Source organism: Shewanella sp. SM55 (assembly GCF_025654025.1).
Lineage (GTDB): Bacteria > Pseudomonadota > Gammaproteobacteria > Enterobacterales > Shewanellaceae > Shewanella > Shewanella oncorhynchi.
Map to the genome: position 1 here is coordinate 1 of NZ_JAKKRS010000009.1, position 23,802 is coordinate 23,802.

25 protein-coding genes are annotated in these 23,802 nt (G+C 45.4%); 17 read left to right on the forward strand and 8 right to left on the reverse strand.

Translation table 11 applies throughout. The features are described from left to right. The 4 genes from L5L91_RS12490 to pyrC form a co-directional block, all read right to left on the reverse strand. A partial coding sequence (locus L5L91_RS12490; RefSeq protein ID WP_263148818.1) for a transposase occupies positions 1 to 174 on the reverse strand: 174 nt, incomplete at its 3' end. A gap of 368 nt (positions 175 to 542) precedes the next feature. Next, complete coding sequence (locus L5L91_RS12495) at positions 543 to 1,364, reverse strand: toxin-antitoxin system YwqK family antitoxin (protein ID WP_263161657.1); 822 nt, start codon at positions 1,362 to 1,364, stop codon at positions 543 to 545. A 301-nt stretch (positions 1,365 to 1,665) separates the two neighbouring features. After that, positions 1,666 to 2,712: a hypothetical protein gene (locus L5L91_RS12500; RefSeq protein ID WP_263236731.1), complete on the reverse strand. Its 1,047-nt coding sequence runs from the start codon at positions 2,710 to 2,712 to the stop codon at positions 1,666 to 1,668. A gap of 131 nt (positions 2,713 to 2,843) precedes the next feature. Beyond that, positions 2,844 to 3,875 (reverse strand): dihydroorotase, encoded by a 1,032-nt coding sequence (gene pyrC, locus L5L91_RS12505; protein ID WP_263161662.1) that lies wholly within the window; start codon positions 3,873 to 3,875, stop codon positions 2,844 to 2,846. A gap of 354 nt (positions 3,876 to 4,229) precedes the next feature. Between pyrC and L5L91_RS12510 the strand changes: the two genes are divergently transcribed. The 10 genes from L5L91_RS12510 (at position 4,230) to L5L91_RS12555 (ending at position 14,504) form a co-directional block, all read left to right on the forward strand. Beyond that, the gene (locus tag L5L91_RS12510; protein ID WP_113941198.1) at positions 4,230 to 5,492 is read left to right on the forward strand and encodes an efflux RND transporter periplasmic adaptor subunit; all 1,263 of its coding nucleotides are present in this window, start codon (positions 4,230 to 4,232) and stop codon (positions 5,490 to 5,492) included. A 109-nt stretch (positions 5,493 to 5,601) separates the two neighbouring features. Beyond that, complete coding sequence (locus L5L91_RS12515) at positions 5,602 to 5,865, forward strand: hypothetical protein (protein ID WP_028761690.1); 264 nt, start codon at positions 5,602 to 5,604, stop codon at positions 5,863 to 5,865. A gap of 99 nt (positions 5,866 to 5,964) precedes the next feature. After that, positions 5,965 to 6,714: an ABC transporter ATP-binding protein gene (locus L5L91_RS12520; RefSeq protein WP_028761691.1), complete on the forward strand. Its 750-nt coding sequence runs from the start codon at positions 5,965 to 5,967 to the stop codon at positions 6,712 to 6,714. Between the two features lie 11 nt (positions 6,715 to 6,725). Next, positions 6,726 to 8,036: an ABC transporter permease gene (locus tag L5L91_RS12525; RefSeq protein ID WP_113941170.1), complete on the forward strand. Its 1,311-nt coding sequence runs from the start codon at positions 6,726 to 6,728 to the stop codon at positions 8,034 to 8,036. Between the two features lie 10 nt (positions 8,037 to 8,046). Then, entirely contained in the window at positions 8,047 to 9,246 is a 1,200-nt protein-coding gene (locus L5L91_RS12530) for an FtsX-like permease family protein (protein ID WP_263236734.1), read from the forward strand. Positions 9,247 to 9,369: 123 nt separating this feature from the next. Continuing rightward, positions 9,370 to 10,848 carry a sigma-54-dependent transcriptional regulator gene (locus L5L91_RS12535; RefSeq protein ID WP_263236736.1) on the forward strand — a complete coding sequence of 493 codons (1,479 nt, stop codon included), beginning with the start codon at positions 9,370 to 9,372 and terminating at the stop codon, positions 10,846 to 10,848. Positions 10,849 to 10,894: 46 nt separating this feature from the next. Then, positions 10,895 to 12,583, forward strand: coding sequence for a sensor histidine kinase (locus L5L91_RS12540; protein WP_263236737.1), 1,689 nt, complete (start codon positions 10,895 to 10,897; stop codon positions 12,581 to 12,583). 298 nt (positions 12,584 to 12,881) lie between these two features. Then, positions 12,882 to 13,292, forward strand: coding sequence for a curli production assembly/transport protein CsgE (locus tag L5L91_RS12545; RefSeq protein ID WP_131523186.1), 411 nt, complete (start codon positions 12,882 to 12,884; stop codon positions 13,290 to 13,292). A 10-nt stretch (positions 13,293 to 13,302) separates the two neighbouring features. Further along, entirely contained in the window at positions 13,303 to 13,698 is a 396-nt protein-coding gene (locus L5L91_RS12550) for a curli assembly protein CsgF (RefSeq protein ID WP_131523187.1), read from the forward strand. Further along, positions 13,698 to 14,504 (forward strand): CsgG/HfaB family protein, encoded by an 807-nt coding sequence (locus L5L91_RS12555; RefSeq protein ID WP_105251644.1) that lies wholly within the window; start codon positions 13,698 to 13,700, stop codon positions 14,502 to 14,504. The genes L5L91_RS12550 and L5L91_RS12555 overlap by 1 nt, the downstream gene beginning before the upstream one ends. A 147-nt stretch (positions 14,505 to 14,651) precedes the next feature. Here the strand turns inward: L5L91_RS12555 and L5L91_RS12560 are convergent, their stop codons facing one another. Both L5L91_RS12560 and L5L91_RS12565 read right to left on the reverse strand, forming a co-directional pair. Beyond that, on the reverse strand, positions 14,652 to 15,257 hold the full coding sequence (locus tag L5L91_RS12560) for a TetR/AcrR family transcriptional regulator (RefSeq protein ID WP_263236740.1): 606 nt from the start codon (positions 15,255 to 15,257) through the stop codon (positions 14,652 to 14,654). Between the two features lie 17 nt (positions 15,258 to 15,274). Next, on the reverse strand, positions 15,275 to 16,699 hold the full coding sequence (locus tag L5L91_RS12565) for a coniferyl aldehyde dehydrogenase (RefSeq protein WP_263236742.1): 1,425 nt from the start codon (positions 16,697 to 16,699) through the stop codon (positions 15,275 to 15,277). Between the two features lie 226 nt (positions 16,700 to 16,925). Here L5L91_RS12565 and L5L91_RS12570 point away from each other — a divergent pair, with 226 nt between their 5' ends. From L5L91_RS12570 to L5L91_RS12580, 3 genes are all read left to right on the forward strand, one after another. Further along, entirely contained in the window at positions 16,926 to 17,309 is a 384-nt protein-coding gene (locus tag L5L91_RS12570; RefSeq protein WP_028761699.1) for an STAS/SEC14 domain-containing protein, read from the forward strand. A 108-nt stretch (positions 17,310 to 17,417) separates the two neighbouring features. After that, a complete protein-coding gene (locus L5L91_RS12575; RefSeq protein ID WP_028761700.1) occupies positions 17,418 to 17,849 on the forward strand; it encodes a universal stress protein in 432 nt (143 codons plus the stop codon). A 171-nt stretch (positions 17,850 to 18,020) separates the two neighbouring features. Next, positions 18,021 to 18,458, forward strand: coding sequence for a universal stress protein (locus tag L5L91_RS12580; RefSeq protein ID WP_219251157.1), 438 nt, complete (start codon positions 18,021 to 18,023; stop codon positions 18,456 to 18,458). Positions 18,459 to 18,473: 15 nt separating this feature from the next. Here the strand turns inward: L5L91_RS12580 and L5L91_RS12585 are convergent, their stop codons facing one another. After that, positions 18,474 to 19,331, reverse strand: coding sequence for a substrate-binding periplasmic protein (locus L5L91_RS12585; RefSeq protein ID WP_263139984.1), 858 nt, complete (start codon positions 19,329 to 19,331; stop codon positions 18,474 to 18,476). A gap of 151 nt (positions 19,332 to 19,482) precedes the next feature. Then, positions 19,483 to 20,034 carry a DUF924 family protein gene (locus tag L5L91_RS12590; RefSeq protein ID WP_113941177.1) on the reverse strand — a complete coding sequence of 184 codons (552 nt, stop codon included), beginning with the start codon at positions 20,032 to 20,034 and terminating at the stop codon, positions 19,483 to 19,485. Between the two features lie 207 nt (positions 20,035 to 20,241). On the opposite strand from L5L91_RS12590, the gene L5L91_RS12595 reads away from it, so the two are divergent. From L5L91_RS12595 to proB, 4 genes are all read left to right on the forward strand, one after another. Beyond that, a complete protein-coding gene (locus tag L5L91_RS12595) occupies positions 20,242 to 20,568 on the forward strand; it encodes a winged helix-turn-helix domain-containing protein (RefSeq protein ID WP_219255339.1) in 327 nt (108 codons plus the stop codon). Between the two features lie 25 nt (positions 20,569 to 20,593). Beyond that, on the forward strand, positions 20,594 to 20,932 hold the full coding sequence (locus tag L5L91_RS12600) for a carbon starvation protein CstA (RefSeq protein ID WP_263161677.1): 339 nt from the start codon (positions 20,594 to 20,596) through the stop codon (positions 20,930 to 20,932). Between the two features lie 241 nt (positions 20,933 to 21,173). Next, positions 21,174 to 22,463: an NCS2 family permease gene (locus L5L91_RS12605; RefSeq protein ID WP_006083923.1), complete on the forward strand. Its 1,290-nt coding sequence runs from the start codon at positions 21,174 to 21,176 to the stop codon at positions 22,461 to 22,463. A 210-nt stretch (positions 22,464 to 22,673) separates the two neighbouring features. Then, positions 22,674 to 23,792, forward strand: a complete 1,119-nt coding sequence (gene proB, locus L5L91_RS12610) for a glutamate 5-kinase (protein WP_105251651.1) — start codon at positions 22,674 to 22,676, stop codon at positions 23,790 to 23,792. The last annotated feature ends 10 nt before the right edge of the window (positions 23,793 to 23,802 follow it).

Genomic DNA, 23,802 nt, shown 5'->3' on the forward strand with positions numbered 1-23,802 from the left:
TGGTGTGCCACCCTGGCGTTCTAGTTTTAACTGTCTCACCCACTTATCCATAGTGGACTTACCTACGTTCATCGCCTTTGCAGCTTCGATGATGCTATGGTTTTTATCGAGGACTAATTGGGCTGCTTCAAGTTTGAATTCAGCACTAAATGTTTTTCTGGTTGTCGATCTCATGTGTTCACCTAAAGTCATCTACGAGGTAATAATATCACCTCTATTTAGGTGGCCAAAATTAGTGTGCCACTACATATGGGCACATTTAGATGCTTAAGGTACAGGCTATGAACAATGGATGTCTTGATAATATTGATAATAAAGCAGAAAAAGAGTTATGGGAGTCCTGACTTTCGCTTATATGCTCAATGCATAGCCGAGCAAGTCGAGTCTAGTGACCAAAAGAAATCGAGCTTGGATGAAAACCGCATTTCTTGAAAAGATATTAATGGCTGGGCTTGCCAAGGCGGACAAAATATGAACATTTACGCGATTACCCTGGGAACCAGACGAGATAAGTCTGGTTCAGTGAATTGCAGATTTAAATTTTATTTATTTTTTACCATGATTAATTGACCATCTTTATAAATCTCTTCAGATGCTAATTGCCCATCGTCACAATAGCTTTTAAGAACTCCTTCTAATAAGTCATTTTTATAAGTCCCTTCCTCCATCAATTGACCACTTTCATAATATCGCTTATATGGACCTTCTTTTAGATTATTTTCAATAATTGCATCACAATTGACCTTTCCATTTTCATAATAATGTATAGAGTGGCCATTTTCCAAACCACTTTTATACGTCATCTCCCACCACAACTGACCACTTTCATAATAATATCTAGAAAGGCCTTCCTGCTTACCATCCTTACAGAAAACCACTCCCCACAATTGACCATTTTCATAATATGATTCACAAATTCCTTCTGGAAGTCCATTTTTCTTAGTTCCTTTTCTCAATATCCTCCCACTTTCATAATATCTATTATAAGGACCATCTTCTAATCCATTATTATAATTCCCTACAAGCCTTACAGCGCCATTTTTATAAAATATCTTGTAAGGGCCTTCTTCTAATCCATTTCTATAACTTCCTTCCTTCTCCACTCCGCCATTTTCATAATATTTTTTGTAAGGGCCTTCTTCCAACCCATTTTTATAAGATCCTTCGAACAATAGCAAACCATCTTCATCATATGTTTTAAAAGGACCGTCTTCTAGACCATTTCTGTAAGTTATTTCCCTATATCCGTCACAATCATCACTTTCATAATACCTTTTACTTTTCCCAGTAAAAGGTATTTGTGTATCTATTTCATAATAGATCCCATTTATATTTTGCAATTGATTAAAATCTATTTCCTTCATCGATAACTCCTTTTTTATCTATAATTCTCAATGCTCTCACACCTACCATCGGTGTTTTTCAAGGTAGTAGGCACTCCTTGCTCAAATATTATGCTTCAAGCTGAGCTTGCACTAAGGCCTCGGGTGTCGCTATTTTTGCGGTTAAATTGCTCAAAGATGATTCCTTACTGAAATGAATTAGCTCGAAATGCATTGCTGTGTAGGGAGGGAAAGAGCGCTTGTCGTCGCGCTACTCTCATCGCGCTCATTATCATCGCCATGACTGCTTTCTTTCCCTCTAATATTTTCTCAGTTAAGTACACTATTCCAATAGCTTAAGCTGTATTTTTCCCCATTGGGTGGCATAGGGCATGGCTTCTTGCGGGCTGAGGATAAACTCATTTTCACAGCCATCGCCGCGGGGCGTTTCCCAGAATTTGATCCCCTTTGGCTCAAGGGTGAGCTGGTAATATCCCGAGCCGTCTGATGTGGGGCATTCTGCGTCCGGTGCTTTGCCAGTAAACAATTTGTCTCTTAATGCTGGGGGTAAAGGATGACTCATACCCACGAGCATACTTTGTGGTTGCGTATCGGCGAGAAACCACTGCCACGGGTGGAAAGGTTTGCCGTCGGTAAGGGAGAAACTCACAAATTCTTGGCTGATACCATTGGCGCCATAACCTGCAGCCCAGCGATATAGGCGCACACTGAGCCAATGCTGATTAATAAAAATCGGTTCGGCAAAGGTTTCGTCAGTTACAAAACTGCCCATTTGTGCCAGCATTCTGCGGCGAGTGTCAAAGGTTTGTGCTAGTTGGGCTTCATCGGTGAGCTTATGTTCAAGCCATTGATTAATTACCAAGATACCCGTTTGTGGGCCTTTAAATTCGATACCTACATCTGTGCCAAACGTCAGCGGGCGATACTCAATATTTTCGTAGTTTTGCCATTTACCTCGGCTGAGTTTTGGCGTGGTTTCTAGCGGTAGATTGTAAGCATCGGCACCACAATCCTCGACTTTATCTGGGCTGATTTCTCGCTCAAGTTGCACTGGTAATGATTTACTCGCGGTATCTTTAAACCAATGGCCGCTCAGTTTTTGTGGTGTGACACTATCAAACTGCCAATTTCCGGTATTGCCTTCTTCTTTCCACAGTTCATCTTGCTGCTCGAGTTTTATCGGCGTTAAGTAGCGTTGATAGTAATAACTGCCTGTTCCATATTGATTAAAACAAATTCTGACCTTGCTTTTACCTAACTGTCCCTGCCAGATCCCTGTGAGTTCATTGGCCGCAAAGGTCGGCAAAGAGATCGTGGCGGTCAGCAACAGGCTTGAAGATAAAACGGAGAATAACATCCTTGTGGGCATACTGATTTTCTCTTAAAAGGTGATAAGTAAGGGCCGTATTCTAAGCGCAGGATACTGACCGATTGTGTATTAAAAATCAAAATCTGATAAAAAAGTCGCCCGTAGGCGACTTGATGTTAAAGACTTAAGGCTTACTCAACTTGCCAATCAATGGCTTCTCCAGCACGAATAGGCACTACGTTAGTATCGCCAAGCGGGTAAGTTGCAGGAACACCCCATGACTTTTTGACCAGCGTGATGGTATCGGTATTGCGTGGTAGATGGTAAAAGTCTGGGCCGTTAAAGCTTGCGAACGCTTCGAGTTTATCCAGCGCATTGACCGACTCGAAGGCTTCGGCATACAGCTCAATGGCGGCATGAGCCGTGTAGGAACCCGCGCAGCCACAGGCCGCTTCTTTCTTATCCTTGGCGTGTGGCGCTGAATCTGTACCGAGGAAAAACTTCTTGTTGCCGCTTGCCGCTGCACCTAACAACGCCTGCTGGTGGGTGTTGCGTTTTAAAATAGGGAGGCAGTAAAAATGCGGACGAATACCGCCTGCCAGCATGTGATTGCGGTTATACAGCAAATGGTGGGCTGTGATAGTCGCGGCCACATTATCAGAGGCTTGAGTGACAAAATCGACGGCATCTTTGGTGGTGATATGCTCAAGCACGATTTTAAGTTCTGGGAAATCGGCGACAATTTTACTGAGGATATTTTCAATAAAGACACGCTCGCGGTCGAAAATATCAATGGCTGAATCTGTGACTTCACCGTGGACTAAAAACAGCATGCCGACTTCTTGCATGGCTTGGAGTACGGGATAGATGTTTTTAACATCGGTTACGCCGGAATCTGAGTTAGTCGTCGCGCCCGCTGGGTAGAGTTTAGCGGCGACAATTTTACCCGAGGCTTTGGCCTTGCGGATTTCATCTGGGCTGGTTTTGTCGGTTAAATACAACACCATTAAAGGTTCGAATTGTGAGCCCGCGGGCACTTGCGCTTTAATGCGATCGTAATAGGCCAGTGCGGTTTCGGTATCGATAGCGGGGGGCACTAAGTTTGGCATGACGATGGCGCGGCCCATATAGCGGCTGATGTCGCGCACTGTATCTTTAAGCTGGGCGCCGTCTCTTAAGTGAATATGCCAGTCGTCTGGGCGAGTGATTGTTATTGTAGTCATAGGGTTTGGTCTTTTGATCGTTTTTGCTGCGAGGGTGGCGGGATCTTATGTGGCAAGGATTTTACTGTAAAGGGAAACTCGGCTGTTTTGGTTAATAAATCTAGATTCTAGACCCTAGAATCTAGGAACTGCTTTTTTTCAATCGGACACTTTTCATTTCACTGCTGCGGACACTTTTAAATAAAAGCCCCAGTGTCCGCGGACACTTTTATCTGTGATTTTTCATTAAGATTATGAAAGTAAATGATTTTACTTGTTTGGCATAGGCTTTGCTATCTCTAGGGTAGAGATTTCCAATAGTGTCCGTTGATACGTTCCGGCACTGATGATTCCAACAGGGAAGCGAGTAAAGCCATGATTAAAGATACTAGCGGCCAAGATACAGTACTTGTGCCATCGACCTCTAAACGTCTTAAGTTACCGCTGATCATTGGCGGTTGCGCCTTATTAGTCAGCGCCTTAGTGTGGGCAAGTTTAGGCACTGATAGCGTGAGCAAATCCTTAAGCCGCAGCGACATCACTACCGCAAAACTCTTCGTTGGAACGTTAACCCGCGATGTGGCGACCACAGGTAAAATCGTGGCGGCCAATGCGCCTATTTTGTATAGCACAGAGGAAGGTACTGTGACTCTGCTCAGCAATCCTGGCGATACTGTTAATAAGGGCGATGTGGTCGCCAAACTTGATAGTCCAAGACTCACTAATCAGCTAGAGCAAGCCAAGTCCCTATTAGCGGGTATGGAGAGTGCATTAGAGCGCGCTAAGTTGGATGCAAGACGCGATCAATTACAAGCTTATCAAACCTTAGATATCGCAACGGTCGATCTTGAAGCGGCGGATAGGGAAAGCCGACGCGGAGAGGAGCTGATTCAAAGTCAGCTTATTGGCCAGATTGATTATGAAAAAGGCAAAGATGATCTACACAAAGCCAAGCTGAAGTTTAAGCATGCAGAGCAAGAAGTTGCGTTAACGAAAGATACGTTAACCTTTGAAATTAAAAATAAAGCCCTAGAAGTTGAGCGTCAAACTCTCGCGGTGCGTGAATTAGAACGTCAAGTCGATGCCTTGAATATTGTCGCACCTGTTAACGGTATTATCGGTAACTGGATTACCGAGCAGAAAACCCGTCTTAGCGCTAACCAACCGATTTTAACCGTCGTGGATTTAAGCGCCTATGAGGCTGAGTTAGCCGTGCCTGAGTCCTATGCGGACGATCTGGGTTTAGGCATGGAAGTCGAGTTGAGTTTTGGCAGTATTAAGTTAATGGGCAAGTTATCGTCAATTTCCCCTGAAGTGCGTAACCGTGAAGTGACCGCTAGGGTGCAATTTGACCAAAGCGACAGCCTAACACTGCGCCAGAATCAACGTATCTCGGCCCGAGTGTTATTAGAGCACAGACCCAATGTTCTTATGGTAAAACGCGGCGCCTTTATGACCAGCGGTGGGGGTAATGTGGCTTATCAAATCGAGGGCGATTTAGCCAGTCGTCGTGAGGTTAAGCTCGGCAGTACTAGCCTGAGCCAAGTCGAAGTGCTTGATGGTGGCAAAGCCGGAGATGAGTGGGTTATTTCAAGTGTTGATCCCTTTAATCACGCCGAACAGGTCAGAATTCATTGATGACCGATATTCGTAAATTATTAAACAACCAATCTGATGAATTTAACAGCGCAGTGATCAAGGTGAATGACGAAACCTGCTGCGACATGGATAAGAAAAGGAGCCGGAAATGCGTGATAAACAATTTGATATCAGCGTGTTGATGTCATCCAAAATGTTTGGAGTACTAGCCTTATTATTACTGGTGGTTGCGGTGGAATTAAGTATCGGTGAGGCCAATAGCTGGTTTTTCCTCGGACTCAATTTGTTGGAATGGAGCAATCCTTTGGATGAGTTTCGCCAAGTGGGTGAGGTTTCCACCGAAACTGCCAACCTTATGCTGGGGGCTTTTATGTGGTTTTTAGAGTGTGTCGTTGAGCCATTCTTTGGCTGATAAAGGTGTGCTGATTACGGTCGCACATGAGTCGATGCCTAAGGTGTAGACGCAGAGTCTAGGCGCAAAAATAGATTTGATTATTTAAAGGAAATTAACATGTTATCAATGAAGAATGTGAGCAAGGTTTTTAAAACGGATTTAGTAGAAACCCACGCCCTGCGCGATTTTAACCTCGAGGTGAACGAAGGCGAATTTGTCGCAGTCACAGGCCCTTCTGGCTCGGGTAAAACCACCTTTTTAAATATTGCAGGTTTACTCGAAGGTTTTACTCACGGTGACTATTTTCTCGATGGGATTAACGTGTCTAACTTGAGCGATAACAAGAGCGCCACTATCCGAAATGAGAAAATTGGCTTTATTTTCCAAGGTTTTAACTTAATTCCCGATCTTAACTTAGCTGAGAATATTGAAGTGCCGCTGCGCTATCGTGGTTTTAACGCCAAGGAGCGCCAACGTCGTGTACAAGAGGCATTAGAGCAAGTGGGCTTAGCTTCACGGCTCAAACATTTACCTACTCAGTTGTCGGGTGGACAACAACAAAGGGTGGCGATTGCTCGTGCTTTGGCAGGTGAGCCACGTTTCCTACTCGCCGACGAACCTACGGGAAACCTCGACAGCTTAATGGCACGTCAAGTGATGGAATTACTCGAAAATATCAATCAAGCGGGCACGACCATTATCATGGTGACGCACGATCCTGAACTCGCTCGTCGTGCCCAACGCAACATTCAAATTGTTGATGGTCAAGTGTGTGACTTTACTATGTATCATCAAGGTCATCGACATGTCAGTGATATCACTGCTGCGACTGATATCGACAAACTTGTTGCCAACGCTGACCGTTAAGGATATGCATTATGTTCTTTTATTATGTTGATTTAGCTTGGCGCAGCATTAAGAAAACCCCAGTGTTGTCGCTGCTGATGGTGTTGGCGATTTCGATTGGTATTGGTATCACGATTACTACGTTAAACGTGTACAAGATGATGTCATTTAATCCTGCGGGTGAACGCTCTGATGAGTTAAATGCGGTACAGCTTTGGAGCCAAGGTCCTGATTCTTGGGATGAGTTAAACTCGTTAGTGACTTATCAAGACGCGATGAATCTGCGCAACAATACCTTACCTAAACGCCAAGCTGCGATGTTTCGCACTGGGATGGCAGTGCAAACGGAGGATGCCAATTTTGCGCCTATTTTAGAAAGCATTCGGGTGACGGACAGTGACTTTTTTAAGCTGTTTGACGTGCCATTTTTGTACGGTAATGCGTGGGATAAATCCGTCGACACTGAACCTGCTTATCAAGTGGTGATTAACGATAAACTCAATCAAAAGTTGTTTGCGGGTCAAAACAGTGTTGGCAAAGTTATCTATCTTAATCGTAAACCTTATCAAGTGGTTGGGGTGATTGATGCTTGGGATCCTAAGCCTAAATATTATGATCCCACTAACGGCGCCTTTAACGACACGGAACAAATTTTTGTGCCGTTTTCGCTGACGCCTATCGAAGAGTTTGATGTATGGGGTAACACGTCGGGTTGGAAGTTTGAGACGATGAATAGTTACAGCGATCGCCTTAACTCTGAAAAAGTGTGGCTGCTGTATTGGGTTGAGTTACCAAATAAAGACGCAGTAGCCAGTTACCGTTCTTGGCTCAGCAATTATGTGGCGGAGCAAAAAGCCCTAGGCCGTTTTACGGATAATAAATCTGCCGCTGACTCAGTCAAAGTATCCGATGTGGCAACTTGGCTTGAATACAATCATGTGGTGCCAGAAGACAATAAAATCTTGGTTGGCTTGAGTGCGCTGTTTTTAAGTGTTTGTTTAGTCAATATATTAGGTTTAATGCTGACAAAGTTCCTCAAGCGAGCTCCCGAGGTGGGAGTGCGCCGCGCTATTGGTGCTAGCCGTGGCCAAATCTTCGCTCAATATATGGTGGAAGTGGGCATGATTGGCTTATTCGGTGGTTTGCTGGGACTCGCTTGGGCCTACGCTTCGCTTTATGGGTTATCGGCCCAGTTTGAGGTCGCGAAGGGTTTAACCCATTTATCGGCGAGTATGTGGATTATCACCCCAAGTATTGCGGTAGGCACAGCCTTGTTGGCTGGCTTGTATCCCGCATGGGTGGTGTGTCGTACTAAACCTAGCGTTTATCTGAAAAGCCAGTAAGGGACTCATTATGTTGCATATTAAACCTATTCTCAGCAGTTTATTGCGCAGTAAAAGCGGTCCAGTCTTACTGCTTATTCAGATTATCTTGTCTGTGGCGATTGTGGCGAATGCGAGCTTTATTATTCAAGAGCGTTTAGCCCTGATGCAGCGTGATTCGGGGATTAAAGAGTCAGAAGTCTTGACCTTTAGCTTGTTCAACTTCGATCCATTGATTGATAAAACCGCGCAAAACAAAATTGATCAGCAAATTTTGCGGGGACTAGCCAATGTGATTGATGCGACCTCAACCAATATGTTGCCGTTAAGCGGTGGCGGCTGGTCGAGCACGTTAAATCTGGGCCCCGACCCAGATAGCGCTAAATCGACACCGCAATTTGCCATGTATTTAGGGACAGATCACACCATTGAGACCTTAGGCCTTAAGCTGATTGAGGGACGTAACTTTTACCCCCATGAACTTAAGGATAACCTCGATAGCCCAAGCCGATTAGCGATCATCTCCAGTGTGTTAGCCAAAGCCATTTGGCCTGATGAATCCGCACTTGGCAAAGTGTTGTATGAAGGTAAGGATGCACAGATCACTGTGATTGGCGTAGTCGAAAAACTACAAGGCGCGTGGATTGACAGTTCTAGCCTTGAAAACAGCGTGATTCAAAATGTGGATTATGGCAGCAGTTCTTACATGGTACGGGCCAAACCTGAGTTTCACGCCGAGCTTAAAGACACGATAAAAAAAGCGCTGCTGGCGGAGAATCCAAACCGAGTGCTCGATGGATTTAAGTCAATCGAGGCCTTAAAAGATAGTTCATATCGCGATCATAAATTGATGATTACTGTGTTAACTATGATGGTGGTGTTGTTATTGCTTATCACCTCGCTCGGTTTAACGGGCATGGTGATGTTTAATATCCAGCGCCGCACTAAGCAGATAGGTACCCGCCGCGCATTGGGTGCTAAAAAGCGCGATATTATCAGTTACTTCCTCGTGGAGAACTATTTGATTTGCTTAGCGGGAGGCGTGCTGGGCGGCTTGTTAGCGATACAGTTAGGCCAACAGTTAATGAAAATCTATAGCTTGCCTATGTTGGACTTAAGCTACCCACTAATTACTGTGGCAGGTTTGTTTATTGTCACCACATTAGCGGTTTACTTACCAGCGCGTAAGGCGGCAAATATTTCGCCAGCAACCGCAACTCGCAGCGTATAGCGGAATATTTGATGTCACTCAAGGTGCTATAAAAGCTCGACAAAAGTGCGATAACAATAGGATGTTATTGCACTTTTTGTTACTTTACGGTTAACAGTTTTACTTAGGACAACACTCACACTTATGGATACTATCCTTATCGTCGATGACAATCATGCCATCTGCCAAGCCCTAGGTTTGATGCTAGAACTCAATGATTATCGGGTGCTGACTTGCCATAGTCCGGAGGACGCCCTTGGATTATTGGCGACGCAAGATGTGGATTTAGTGATCCAAGATATGAACTTTACCCGTGATACCACCTCGGGCGAGGAAGGCAAGCAGCTGTTTTACGCCCTGCGCGAACGCCAAGGGGATTTGCCGATTATTTTGATGACGGCGTGGACGCAACTCGAAACGGCAGTTGAATTAGTCAAAGCGGGCGCTGCCGATTATATGGGCAAACCTTGGGATGACGCTAAGCTACTCAATAGCATCACTAATCTGATTGCGCTTTATAAACTCTCCTGTGCTAACCACCGCTTGGAGCGGGTGAATCACCAACGCCAAGTGGCGATCGCCGATGCGGATCTCTGCGGTATTGTCTTTGGTAGTGGTGCTATGCAGCGTTGTATTGACTTAGCCTTGCAACTGGCACGCTCCGATGTGTCGGTCTTGATCTCTGGCCCCAATGGCGCGGGAAAAGACAAGCTTGCCGATATTCTCCATGCCAATTCACCCTTAAAAAACAAACCTTTTATTAAGGTTAATGTCGGCGCCTTGCCGATGGATTTATTAGAGGCTGAGCTGTTTGGTGCCGAGGCGGGCGCTTTTACTGGCGCGACTAAAGCACGTATTGGCCGTTTCGAAGCGGCAGACGGCGGCACGTTGTTTCTAGATGAAATTGGTAATTTGCCGTTATCTGGGCAAGTGAAATTATTGCGGGTGCTACAAACTGGCGAATTTGAACGCTTAGGAAGCCATAAAACCCAGAAAGTAAAAGTGCGGCTGATCAGTGCGACCAATGCGGATCTGGCCCAAGATATCGCCGAAGGGCGATTCCGTGAGGATTTGTTTTACCGCTTAAACGTGATTGAACTGGCATTGCCACCGCTGAATCAACGCATCGATGATATTTTACCTTTAGTACAGCATTTTATCGGCAGCGATTTTAGCTTGAGTAAACCCGCGTTGCAGGCGTTATTACAGCACCGCTGGCCGGGAAATGTGCGCGAGCTTGAAAATGCCTGTAAGCGAGCGGTATTGTTGGCGCAAAGCCATGTGCTGGCTGAGGCTGACTTTGGTTTGGCACCTGTTGCGAGTGTCATCAAATCTGCTTCCAGTGTTTCGGCTGTATCTGAGTCGCGGCTATCTGGCTTGAGACACTCTGATCCTCTACCTGTTTATTCGCCCGCTTCCATCCCCGTAAATACCGCATTTTATCATGAGTCTGTTCGTGCCCAAGTGTCAGATACCAATGAGGCGATAGACGTGAGCCGAGAAGATATCGAAGCGGCGCTAAAACAGCATCATGGCGTAATTGCTCGGGTGGCAAAAGCGCTTGGACTCAGTCGCCAAGCACTGTATCGGCGGATGGACAAGTTTGGTTTAGATAAGTCATAGGCTAAGTGCAGATGCTAGGGTAAAGGCTATCGATTAAGGAATCCGAGTGTTAATTCGAACTAAAATCATCATTTTTTCAATGGCTTGCTGCGCCTTTGGCGTCTTGCTGAGTTTTGCCTTGGTGAAGTATATCTCGCCCTATGCTTCGTCTGTTGCCACGTCTAACACGATTGAAATCCCTGATGTGAATGTGCAACTGGATTTTGCGGAGCTTGAGAAAACGGTCGCCTCCATCGAACTCGCCCTTAACAATAGTGAGCAATTGCAGGAGGCTGCGGCGATGCAAGCGCACCAGAGGGCCGAGCAGATTAAAGCCGAGCTGCAAAAGCTTGAACAACTTAAACAAGAGCAGTTACAAATAAAACTCTTCAAGTTAGAACAACTTAAAGAAGGGCTGTTTAATTCTATTCCTCATGTGGTTGAGCCTTTACGTGTAGAACCGCTATCTATTTTACCGCCCAAAGCACCTGTATCTCCTGCGATATCCGCTGAGATAGCTAAGGGAGAGCGTGTCTCGAGTTTGACCTTAGGTGAAGGTTTGATCGTGTTGTTTCTCGCTTGTGCTGTCTGTGGTTTAGGTATTGCTTGGTTGACTCGACATCTCGGCCGCAGTTTAGATTCCCTTGAAGTCGGCTTGCTAAATTTTAGTGATAATGACTTTAGTGTGAGTATTCCTGAACATGGCGAAGGTCAGCTCAAAACCTTAGCGCAGTTATTTAACCATTCGGCGGCAAAATTGCACCAAGAAAGGCAGTACATTTACCAGCGGGAGTTATTACTGGATAAGGTGATTCAAAGTTCTCCCAATGTGATGTTGTTACTGGACGATCATCAGCGGCTCATTTATGCCAACGATGCGGCGCGTCACCTATTTCATAAAAAGGGCAGAATGGAAGGCTTGAGCTTAGATGAATTGCTGGTGGATTTGCCCGAAGTATTGGCCTTGGCGCTTAAACATGAAAAGAACGGACTCTTCGCCATGGGTGAAGATGATGTGGAAACTTGGTATTTAAGTCGCGGCCAATTTTTATTGAATAACCAACAGCATAACTTGATTTTGCTCAAGCAGATGACCCGCGAGCTCAATCGTCAAGAGGTGGCAGTATGGAAAAAAGTCATCCGCATTATTAGCCATGAACTCAATAACTCAGTGGCGCCCATCGCCTCTATGGTGAACTCGGGCCGACTTCTCACCAAAGATATTGATAATCCCAAGCTAACCTTAATTTTCGATACTATCGAGAATCGTACCAGTCATCTAAGCCAGTTTATCTTCAACTATGCCCGTTTTGCTAAGTTGCCGCTCCCGCAACGGCGTCAGGTAAATTGGGGGCAATTTACTACCCAGTTAACTCAGCATTATCCCTTTAAACTCATTCATGAGTTACCTGAGGTTGATGGTTTTTTCGATCAAGGACAGATGGAGCAAGTGCTCCTCAATTTACTTAAAAACGCCCATGAATCTGGCTCAAACCCCGAGGATGTCACTCTATCGATTCGGTATCAAACCTTAGTGGATGGTGGAGGTTTTAGTATTGTGATTGAGGATCGCGGCGCAGGTATGTCTGGTGAAGTATTAGAACAGGCGCTACTGCCGTTTTACTCAACAAAACAATCGGGTACAGGCTTAGGTTTACCTTTGTGCCGTGAAATTATCGAAGCCCATGATGGCAGTATTAGCATGCATAATCGCAGTGACGGTGGCCTGTTGGTTCGACTATGGTTACCACAATAATGCTCGCGTTTTGAATTAACACCGTAATGCGACTCTTAAGTCGCATTTTTATTGCTTATCTTATCCGCTTGTTTAAAGCATAACTCCTATCCTCAACTGCCTCTTGGCGTATTAGCCAAATGGGCTATTTTTGCCTTTTTACCTTAGCTCTTCGGGCTAATTTGCCCCCTAGCGTAATGACGGGAGATCTTTAACCCTGTTAACCTGTTTTATCGAAAATTTGCGTTAAAACTCACCTTGTTCTAACAGAGGTTAGCGCGGTTTTTAAGGTTCGATTAAAAAGGTTAAGGAGGGATAAGTGAAACAGTTAAAACAGCGTCTGCTTACTTACGTTTTATGTCCATTCCTGCTGCTGGCTTCCCCTATCACTATTGCCGATAACGACATTGAAATTAGTGGCTTAGTAATAGATAGAACCTTGACTCGGTTTGGTAAGGACTTTGGCTTTTACTACTCAAGCTATTGGCGCGAACTGCCCTTTACCCAAGGCTTTAACGTCACTCTATATGAGACAGTGTTTCCACAGGCTGGAACCGTTTTAACTTTAGAGGTAAACGGGACTCGGATTTACACCACCCATTTTGGTCGTCGTGCAAATCCGATTAAAGAGAGCGCAGAGCAGGCGATTTTGCTTACGATTGATTATTTAGCGCAAGTCAGAGCCAATGCAATAACAGGTGATTTTTCAGGAACATCGGACGACTTTTAGGATAATAATAATGACATACAGGACGTTACTTGCTCTTGTCACGCTATGTGTGGCAAGCAGTGGCCAAGCCACTGAATTGATTTATACGCCAGTGAATCCCAGTTTTGGCGGCAATCCACAAAATGGGGCTTTTCTATTAAATAAAGCCCAAGCCCAGAATGACAATAAATCTACCTCGACCGAGAAGGACTTTGTCACCCGTTTTAAAGAATCCCTAGAGCGTAATATCATTAACTCAATCACCCGCGGTGTTGCTGATGGTGAAATTACCGATGGTGTTTATGATACAGGTGATTTTCGGATTGAAGTGGCTTCTACGGGAAATGGCGTGATGCTAACTATTACTAATACTGCAACCGGTGAAGTCACTGTGATTGAAATGCCGACATTCGGAGGAGTCAACTAATGGCCCGTCTAGTGTTAGTGAGTTTATTACTGCTAAGTGTGTCGGCCTGTAGCCTGATCTCCAAACCCGATTTAAATATCACGGCTGCCGAGGTTAACCCCTTGAGTGAGGTGATGCGTGGGTTGCAAACTCAACCAGGACCTAAGTTTCCTATCCCTGTGGCCGTGTATTCCTTTCGCGATCAAACTGGCCAATATAAGCCGCAGGCTAACGTGAGTTCGTTTTCGACCGCGGTAACTCAGGGCGCAACATCGATGTTGATGCAGACTTTGCTCGACTCGAAATGGTTTACACCCGTTGAGCGTGAAGGGCTACAAAATTTGCTTACCGAGCGTAAGATCAGCAACAAACAGAGCGGTACTAAGGGCGATGAAGTGCCCGTATTATCCACCGCCAGATTGTTACTCGAAGGTGGGGTGATTAGTTATGAGACCAACACTAGCACAGGTGGTAGCGGTGTCGAATACTACGGCATTGGCGCCTCTGAAATGTACCGTGAAGATCTGGTGACCATTTATCTACGCGCCGTGGATGTACACACAGGTAAAGTCATGATGTCGGTCTCAACCAGCAAACGAGTCTTGTCCCAAGAAATGCGTGCGGGCTTGTTCCGTTACACGAGTTTAAATCGACTCGCTGAGGCTGAAGTCGGTTTTACTACCAATGAGCCAGTGCAATTTTGCGTGTTACAAGCCATTGAATTGGCGGTCGCTGAGCTGATTGATAAGGGTATCAAACAAGGTTACTGGAGCCCAACTCAAGTGGCGCAGCCAGCAGAAAAAGCCCAAGAGTTGAGTCAGGGATAGGTGCTTGAAAGTCGGTATTAGATGCTAGAGCAAAGCAGGCTTCTGCTTGAGCACTTAGTCGCGATAGCGTAAAAGAAAACCGAGCCAGTTAAGCTGACTCGGTTTTTTATTGCGGTTATTGCAGCAATCAGTTGATATTTGGCTATTTTAGTCCGCTTGCATGGCCTTCCAAAACAGTTCAAAACTGGCATCGCGGTATGTTCTATCTGTCCCCAAGTGCGGATTATCGATAAAGAAACGCGTTGCTGCTAGATATTGGCCGTGGCAGTTTTCTAGCATCAATTCCACTGGATAATGGGCGATTAGCCCCATCATTTGTCCCTGCTTAATGAGTTCGCTAATAAAGCCTAAGATGCTATTCATGGCTTGATCGCGCACCTTAGCAGCAATCATGGGCGACATTGAATATTGCTGAAAAAACAGTTGTTTGACAGGGTTATCCAGCGACCAATCTATCGTACTTTGCCATAGTTGTAGGGCATTGTGTTTAAGATCGCTGCACTTATGGGTGTTTAATAGTAAGGCATCGGCAAATTCTTGTTTTATGGTAAGAAACAAAGATTCCATCAAGGCTTCCTTAGAAGGAAAGTGATGGAACAAGGTGCCCGTTGCTACACCTGCTTGTTTCGCAATCGAGGCGGTAGACGTGCCATGAAATCCTTGGCTGACAAAGAGCGCTAAGGCAGTATCGAGAATAGCTTGGCGTTTATCTGTCATGGTTTTAATGGGTTGTGTTGTTGATGGTTTATTCAAGATTTATCCCCCAATGACTAGCGCAAAAATAGCTTCATTAAGATACGCTGGATAAAAGTGCCGTAGGGCGGGTGAACAAATTTGCCTGTGTTGAATCGGCCACGGCTGAGTACCGTTTTAGCGTGGCTGAAGGTCAAAAAGCCTTCCTTGCCATGGTAATGCCCCATGCCCGACGGGCCTATTCCGCCGAAGGGCGCATCGTCGGCGGCGACATGAAACACGGTTTCATTGATACAAACACCGCCAGAATGGGTCTGCTGGAGGATCTTTTGCTGAGTTGGATCATCGAAACTCATCACATAAAGCGCTAAGGGCCTGGCTCTGTGGTTGATGTACTGAATCGCTTCATCTAAGGAGTCGTAGCCAATGATCGGCAGTAATGGACCAAAGATTTCCTCTTGCATCAATAGCATGTCTTCACTGGTGTGAGTTATCAACTGAGTTGCGAGTTTACGATGTTGGCTATCTATGGCTTCGTCAGTTGCTGAAATAACACGGGCACCTTTTGCTTTAGCGTCTTCGAGCACTGTCATCAAGCGGTCAAACTGACGTGTATTAATGATGCTGCCATAGTCCTTATTGTGGTTAATGGTGCCGTACATGGCCTTAAACTTAGCTTGGTAGGCGGCGATAAAGTCATCCACCTTGGTTTTAGGGCAAAGCACATAATCAGGGGCGACGCAGATTTGCCCGGCATTCAAACACTTACCGTAAATCATTCGTTCTACTGCTATCTCAAGCGGCATATCGGGGGCGATAATCACAGGCGATTTACCACCCAATTCGAGTGTTACTGGGGTGAGGTTATTCGCAGCGGCGCGCATCACATGGCGGCCGACTGTGGTCGAGCCTGTAAAGAGTAAATGATCGAAGGGCAGGGCAGAAAATTGGGCAGCAATGTCCGCCTCACCTTCAACAACCGCCACGTGGGATTCATCGAAGACTTGTGCCAATAACTGTTTGATCACTTGGTTGGTCGCTGGGGTAAATTCTGACATTTTGAGCATGGCATGATTACCCGCGGCAATAGCAGTCACTAGCGGGCCAATTGACAGCATGACGGGGAAATTCCAAGGCACGATAATACCGATCACCCCCAAAGGTTGATAATGCACTGTGACTTTGGCGGGTGCGAGTAAGATGCCCGCATGGCGAGCGCTGGGTTTGAGCCATTTTTTGAGATTTTTCAAGCTGTAATTGATGTTGTTGATGACAGGCATAATGTCTGAGATCAGGCTGTCATCAATCGATCTATGGCCGTAGTCTTGGCTTAAGGCTTCGACTAAGGGTGTTTGAAATTGCAGTATGGCCGCCTTCAGTCGAGTTAATTGCTCCACTCGCGTAGCGTAATTAGGATTCGGCGCCGCTAAATAACTGCTGCGTTGGCGTTGGAGTAACTGAGTCAGTGGCGAAGTATTAAGGTGTTCGGTGGCCATATTCATAGTGGTTGCTCCAAGGGAAATGGTAGGCTGAGTCTTATTCGGTACTTTATTTAAGTAATCGTCTAGATTGAGTCGTTTATTAAACCAGCACCGACTGATTAGTCGGTTTATCCTAGCTTGCTTAGTGAGATGGTGCAAGGTATCTGGTGTATTTTTGAGCAAGATCACGGCTTGTTGTGGCGTTAGCTTTTACACTAAATCAAGGGTTGTTACATAAGGAGTATGTATGGCATTGTTAAAGCACGGAATTTCGATTGGTATTGAGCGTTATGGTGATGATGATTTTTTCGTTACCTTTAAAGCTATCGGTACCTTAACTCATCAAGACTACGAAATGATGGTGCCTGTGTTGGAGTCTGCATTAGCTGGGGTGAAAGATCCTGATATCTTCGCCTTGGTAGATGTCACCGAGTTGGAAGGCTTGGAACTACAGGCCGCTTGGGACGATCTCAAACTTGGGGTGAAGCATATTCGTCATTTTGAGAAAATAGCTATCGTCGGTAAGACGACTTTGCAGGAAGTGTTGGCTAAATTGGCAAACTGGTTTACGCCTGCTGAGGTAAGGTTTTTTGTTGATAATGGCGATGCTGTTGCTTGGCTGAGAGACTAAGGTTGTGAGATGAAGTTTGTGGTCTGCCAATGCGCTAAATCGGGCGTTATAGCAGCACAGTAAAGATTCACCCAGCAATCCATTCGCGCCATAGAAGGAGTACAAATTATGCGTACAGGTCAAATACTCTGGCCCACAGATTTTTCGGAAACTGCGGCCCATGCACTGAGTTATGCCATTGAAATGGCTAATCTATACCATGTAGGGCTAAAAATCTTACATGTGGTTGAACAGCCGATCGGTGATGAAAACTTTATGATTCTATCTATTACCCCTGAAGAGCTTGCTAAAAGCATGGAGGAAGCGGCGGCAACTAAAATGCGAGCACTATTGGATGGATTGAATACTGAGCTTCCTATCACTACCTTGATCCGCCGTGGCGATCCTGTCTATCAAATTTTAGAAGAGGCCAACAGTAAAGACATTGGCATGGTAGTAATTGCTAGCCATGGCCGAACTGGGATTTCGCATTTTTTACACACCAATGTCTCAGAAGCGGTGGCGAATGGTGCAGCTTGTCCTGTGCTTGTGGTTAAGTAACTGGCTTTGACTCTATAAATCCAAAGGGCGCTTATAGCGTCCTTTCTTTTTGATTGATAAAGAATAATTAATTGAAATGGGTACGCAAGAAGCATAGCAAACTGCTATAAAATAGTGGTATTTTGGCCTTAATAATTAGCTTAATTAAAAACTCAAATGATGGATAAGCTTATGCGTACTCAAGAAGTGTTATGCCCTACGGATTTTTCATCCACTGCGGCCCATGCGTTAAAATATGCGGTTGAAATGGCAAATGTTTATCACGTCGATATTCGGTTGTTGCATGTGACTAGCCCTGCCCGTGGCGCCCATTGTTATGGTATTGCGGTCGATATTCCCGCTACATTGGAAAATGAACTCAAAGCTTTCGTTGATGCAAAAATGCAAAGTTTGCAGCAGGAAATGCAGCAGAACCTTACCGAAGGGCTCAATATTAAGTTAGTCGTGCGCCATGGTGATGCTATTGATGAGATTTTAGCGGAAGCCGTTGATGTAGGCATGGTGGTTATCGCTAGTCATGGGAGCAGCGGTTTAGCTGACTTTTTAAAACCCCACGTTACACAGGATATTGTTAAGTACGCTAAGTGCCCTGTGTTGGTGGTGAAATAACACTATGGGATAAGTTTAGTAGGAATCATTTTTGATCATTTTAGGTTCTGTTAACTTAGTCGACGCCTCGGCTTCATTGTCAAATGACATCAGGCGTCGATACTTTTCCTGCAGAGCCACTAAGCTACCATCTTGGGTAATTTGTTTGAGTCCCGCATTAAAATCATCCCGAATTTGTTCACTGAGAAACGCGAACTTGTATTCTGTAGGTGGGAATATTTGGTGGCAAATCGCCTGTTGTTTTAAGTCTTTCTCAGTGAGTTTGCCCTCAAGATAGGCCTGCTTTAAGTAGTATTTGAAAATATTTTTATCCATCACAACGACATCGGCTCTGCGCTTCATCAGCATATAAACCTGCTGCACTTGCCTCGCTTGTTCTTGGTAGCCGCTATTGGTCTTAACCATGTTGGCAAACTCTTCCCCCAGTAACGATGATGCACGTTGAAAGGCGACGACTTGTTTGTTGTTTAAGTCTTCTATGCTATTGATGTTAAATTGATTACTCTCGAGGCTAATGGCGCAGTTTTGGTAGGTTATCGCAACGTTGGAATAAAAAACGTTGTTAATCATTCCTTCTTTGATGTTGATGATGCCATCGAGTTTACCCTCCCTGAGTTCATGGAAAGTGCGCGCCAGTGGTAAGTAGTGGATAGAAGCAGTATGGCCTTTAACGGCGAGGGCTTGGTTAAGTAATTCGAGTTCGATCCCGCTATTGGTTGCTTGGATGACATAGGGCGGGATAGACAGGCTGACGCCTATCTTAATTTCAGCCGCTTGGCCGAGCTGAGCGCCGCATAGGATGAGTAACCCCATCAATTTATAGCGGTTACGACGAGCCACTGAGCTATTTGGCTTATTTAGTTTATGCGCCATAAGTTACCAACACCTCCGCGGTATACACTTGCAACTGTGTTTGATACTCGCCAAGTCATTCCATGACTTTCTTGAGTAAGTGTAGTGTGTCTGTGAACTCAGCACGGCTTTATTTATCAAATACACATTAACGCTTTAACCTATTACAGGCTCAAAAGGATGAGCCCGGTTCAGTCAGAAAAGCAATTTCTTCCGCCGTAGACTCCCTGCCTAAGATAATATTTCTATGTGGATAGCGGCCAAACCTGTCGATAATCGCTTTATGGCGCAGTTCAAACGCGAGGTTTGTTATCGCAGCTTCGCGATTAAACAGTTTTACTGCTACTTGGTGAATGGCTGCCGATTCGCTGTGCATATAGGGCATAAATAGAAAAGGGACTTGTTTGGATTTTAGTGCTGTGTCGACCCGTTGGGCAACGGCCTCTTGGGCGAGCACTAGGGCTATCGCATCGGCTTCGAATGCGGCAGGCGTATTGCGGTAAATATTACGGGAGAATTGATCGAGCACTATGATCTCAGCTAATCGACCTTGAGGCGTGATTCGCCAATGTGAAAGCTCTCCCCGTTTAGCTTGAAGTAGTACACCTTCGAAGCGCTGTTTGATCTGGGTATCAAATTCAACATCTTTAATCCACCAAAGCTTTGGGTCAATGTCTTCAAACCAAAATGTCAGTATTTGGTCTGCTGTGATTGTCTGGCTCATTTTAGCCTTTCTTCATAGGTGTTGAGTGATATTAGAAATAACAGTTGTTGGGGGAGGATGACAAGTCGTTTTGTTTGATTTAAGTGCAGATTTGTTATCTGATGATCTTGTCGCGAACCGTAAGTATTTAGTATTGGCTATTGCCTTATTGACTGAATATAAAGTAGTTTTGATGATAATTACTTTTGTTTCCAGACAGGTCATCCTATGTCACTTTCAATGCCAGCATCCGAACAGGTTTCAAAGCAAAATAAGGCGTTTCTGCGTAAGTTATATTTGGCGCATTTAATGGATGATGACCGCCATAATCTATTATCACTCAATAAGTTAACCGGAATGCCTCGCCGAACTTTACAGGACGCTATCGCAGCTTTTGAGGATATAGGTATTCGAGTCGAGTTTGTGCAGGAAGGCAGCCGTAACAATTCAGGTTATTACCGCATAGTCACCTGGGGGCCGATCAGCAGCGCTTGGGTCGATACCCATCTAAGCGAAATCGCTGAGCTGATAGGATTTTACGATAAGTCAATTTAAACGCTGTTTGTTACCAAGGATGAATTTGAGAACTCTTCAACTGTTAGGTTTTATTCTTGCCATTGCAGGCGTCATTTTAGGATATATAACGCTAGCATCTATTGACTGTCAAACATCTGAAGCTTCTGCTGGGGCTGCGGGTTTAGGCATGATTTTTATGGTATTACCAACCTTTGGCTGTTCTGCGTTAATGTTGGTACCTTCTTCTTTAACATTATGCAAATCAGAAGTAAGGCTACGTACATATTTTAAAGGGAGTTTTTGGTTGAGTCTGTGGAAATTGAATTTAGTTATTTCTGCTGTATATATCCTTGTTACTCTTTATGTGGGCTGTTTATGGCTACAAATCAGCATTGGTCGCTAACGAGTGAATCATCTTGTTCATAATATGTTCATTTTTTATGCTTAACCTTCAACGCGAGTCTCACCCGAGGATATTGCATTCGTTTGCATAGATATTTGAGCATTTTCTCTTCATTACTCCTTTGCCAATTTTCTGGCCTGACCAGCCTAAACTCCCTATAATCGGCTGCAAATGTCATCACGTTACATAGTGTTCACATCTAAATACCCTACATACTTAAAATAAAAAGGAACCTTGTTCCATGTTAGAAAAACTGTTCAAACTGAAACAAAATCAAACGAGCCTCAAGCAGGAAGCGGTCGCCGGTTTGACAACATTTATGACGATGGCCTACATCATTTTTGTGAATCCAATGATGTTAGCCGATGCGGGCATGGACCATGGGGCTGTATTCGTGGCGACTTGTTTGGCTGCGGCTGTCGGCTGTTTAGTTATGGGCTTGATGGCGAATTATCCTATCGCGCTTGCACCCGGCATGGGGCTGAACGCCTTTTTTACCTACACAGTTGTGGGTGAGATGGGTTACAGCTGGGAAACGGCCTTAGGCGCGGTATTCCTGTCGGGTATTTGCTTTTTAATCTTATCTTTAGTGCGCATTCGAGAGTGGATTGTAAATAGCATTCCCATGTCGCTGCGTATTGGTATTGCCGCTGGTATTGGTCTGTTCCTTGCGCTGATTGGCCTTAAGAGTGCCGGTATTGTGGTGGCAAGCCCTGCAACCTTAGTGACCTTAGGCGATATCACTGCATTTCCGGCGGTCATGGCTGTGTTAGGCTTTTTCCTGATCATTGCTATGGTGCAACGTGGAATGAAGTCGGCGGTTATCCTAAGTATCTTGATTATCACAGGGCTGGGATTAGTGTTTGGCGATGTGCAGTATCACGGCATTGTGTCTATGCCGCCGTCGATCATGCCAACATTTTTGAAGATGGATTTATCCCAAGTCTTTGAAGTCAGCATGTTATCTGTGGTGTTTGCCTTCTTGTTTGTCGATCTTTTCGATACATCTGGCACTTTAGTTGCGGTTGCGCAGCGCGGTGGTTTCCTCGATGAGAAGGGCCGTTTACCGCGATTAAACCGTGCCTTAACCGCCGACAGTTTAGCGACTATTGCGGGCGCCGCTTTTGGTACGTCGACGACCACAAGTTATATCGAAAGTACGGCGGGAGTGAGCGCGGGTGGTCGTACTGGTTTAACGGCAGTTGTCGTGGGATTACTCTTTATTGCTGCGTTATTCCTGTCGCCATTGGCGGGCATGATCCCAGCTTATGCGACGGCGGGCACACTGTTTTATGTGGCGATTCTGATGATGTCGGGGCTCGTGCATGTCGAATGGGAAGATTTGACTGAAGCCGCGCCGGTAGTCGTTGTGTGTATTTTAATGCCACTGACGTTTTCTATCGCAACAGGCATCGCCTTTGGGATGATCTCTTACGCCGCAATCAAATTACTCACAGGTCGTTTTAGCGATCTCAATGTGGGCATTGTCGTCTTGGCTGCGCTGTTTGTAGCTAAGTTTATCTATGGCTAATCCTATCGATTAGTGACTCGTGTAGTGTGAGCTCACAACGTAGATTGTCTACAATAGACAATATTTTTTGAGGGTCATCTCATAGATGGCCCTTTTTCATGCGCGATTCCAAGCAAAATCGAAAATTTCTCTCGAGTTAATAACTCCCTGCTACCAATTACCCAGCGGATTAGGTATAAGGATTGTTCGGTTATTTTTTACAAATGAATAATGAACTTAAGTGAGATTGCGTATCGCCGCGTAGTAGTGAAATTGGGGACGAGTGTGCTGACCTCTGGCAGTAAACAGCTAGATAAAGCCCACATGGTTGAGCTTGCTCGTCAAATGGCCGCACTGATGAAGTCAGGGGTCGAAGTCGTATTATGCACCTCAGGGGCCATTGCCGCTGGGCGTGAACATCTCCAATACCCGACACTGCCCGACACTATGGCCAATAAGCAATTGTTAGCCGCTGTCGGGCAAAGTCAGTTGATCCTCGCTTGGGCACAACTCTTTAGTATTTATGGGCTGCACGTGGGCCAATTGCTGCTGACCCGTGCCGACTTGCAGGATAGGGAGCGTTACCTTAACGCCCGCGACACGCTTAATGCCTTGTTGGCGAATAATATTGTGCCGATCATCAATGAAAACGATGCCGTTGCCACCAATGAGATCAAAGTGGGCGATAACGACAATTTATCGGCGCGCGCAGCACTCTTATGCGATGCTGACTTATTGATTTTATTGACGGATCAAAAGGGCTTATTCGATGCTGATCCGCGCACTAACCCGAACGCTAAGTTGATTTCACAGGTGGTGAAGATTGACGATAGTCTGCGTATGTTGGCGGGCGGTTCTGTATCGGGTTTAGGCACGGGTGGTATGTCGACTAAATTGGAAGCGGCGGATATTGCTCGCCGTGCTGGCATCGAAGTGGTTATCGCCTCTGGCCATCACCCTGATGTGATCAAAAAAGTGGTCGCCAAAGAGTCAGTCGGTACTCACTTTAGTGCCATCGAAAACCCGCTCGAAAGCCGCAAACAGTGGATTCTAGCGGGACCTGCGACTCAAGGTTCTTTAGTGCTTGATGCGGGCGCGGTCAAAGCCGTGACTGACAAGGGCCGCAGTCTATTGTCTAAAGGTATCGTAGGCGTTAAAGGTCAGTTTGAACGTGGTGCGACGCTACAATTAGTTGATCAACAAGGTAAAGTGATTGCTAAAGGGATGACACGATACTGTGGCCAAGCCCTGAGTTTGATTGCAGGTAAGCATTCCGACGAGATCGAGTCTGTACTCGGTTACGATTATGGTGACGCAATAGTGCACCGCAACGACATGGTTGTCTTATAAGCGAGGTCTG

Bases quoted from the DNA above. Each gene is read 5' to 3' on its own strand.
- L5L91_RS12495 (WP_263161657.1), bottom strand. From the start codon at position 1,364: ATGAAGGAAATAGATTTTAATCAATTGCAAAATATAAATGGGATCTAT.
- L5L91_RS12500 (WP_263236731.1), bottom strand. From the start codon at position 2,712: ATGCCCACAAGGATGTTATTCTCCGTTTTATCTTCAAGCCTGTTGCTG.
- pyrC (WP_263161662.1), bottom strand. From the start codon at position 3,875: ATGACTACAATAACAATCACTCGCCCAGACGACTGGCATATTCACTTA.
- L5L91_RS12510 (WP_113941198.1), top strand. From the start codon at position 4,230: ATGATTAAAGATACTAGCGGCCAAGATACAGTACTTGTGCCATCGACC.
- L5L91_RS12515 (WP_028761690.1), top strand. From the start codon at position 5,602: ATGCGTGATAAACAATTTGATATCAGCGTGTTGATGTCATCCAAAATG.
- L5L91_RS12520 (WP_028761691.1), top strand. From the start codon at position 5,965: ATGTTATCAATGAAGAATGTGAGCAAGGTTTTTAAAACGGATTTAGTA.
- L5L91_RS12525 (WP_113941170.1), top strand. From the start codon at position 6,726: ATGTTCTTTTATTATGTTGATTTAGCTTGGCGCAGCATTAAGAAAACC.
- L5L91_RS12530 (WP_263236734.1), top strand. From the start codon at position 8,047: ATGTTGCATATTAAACCTATTCTCAGCAGTTTATTGCGCAGTAAAAGC.
- L5L91_RS12535 (WP_263236736.1), top strand. From the start codon at position 9,370: ATGGATACTATCCTTATCGTCGATGACAATCATGCCATCTGCCAAGCC.
- L5L91_RS12550 (WP_131523187.1), top strand. From the start codon at position 13,303: ATGACATACAGGACGTTACTTGCTCTTGTCACGCTATGTGTGGCAAGC.
- L5L91_RS12555 (WP_105251644.1), top strand. From the start codon at position 13,698: ATGGCCCGTCTAGTGTTAGTGAGTTTATTACTGCTAAGTGTGTCGGCC.
- L5L91_RS12565 (WP_263236742.1), bottom strand. From the start codon at position 16,699: ATGAATATGGCCACCGAACACCTTAATACTTCGCCACTGACTCAGTTA.
- L5L91_RS12570 (WP_028761699.1), top strand. From the start codon at position 16,926: ATGGCATTGTTAAAGCACGGAATTTCGATTGGTATTGAGCGTTATGGT.
- L5L91_RS12575 (WP_028761700.1), top strand. From the start codon at position 17,418: ATGCGTACAGGTCAAATACTCTGGCCCACAGATTTTTCGGAAACTGCG.
- L5L91_RS12580 (WP_219251157.1), top strand. From the start codon at position 18,021: ATGCGTACTCAAGAAGTGTTATGCCCTACGGATTTTTCATCCACTGCG.
- L5L91_RS12585 (WP_263139984.1), bottom strand. From the start codon at position 19,331: ATGGCGCATAAACTAAATAAGCCAAATAGCTCAGTGGCTCGTCGTAAC.
- L5L91_RS12590 (WP_113941177.1), bottom strand. From the start codon at position 20,034: ATGAGCCAGACAATCACAGCAGACCAAATACTGACATTTTGGTTTGAA.
- L5L91_RS12595 (WP_219255339.1), top strand. From the start codon at position 20,242: ATGTCACTTTCAATGCCAGCATCCGAACAGGTTTCAAAGCAAAATAAG.
- L5L91_RS12605 (WP_006083923.1), top strand. From the start codon at position 21,174: ATGTTAGAAAAACTGTTCAAACTGAAACAAAATCAAACGAGCCTCAAG.
- proB (WP_105251651.1), top strand. From the start codon at position 22,674: ATGAACTTAAGTGAGATTGCGTATCGCCGCGTAGTAGTGAAATTGGGG.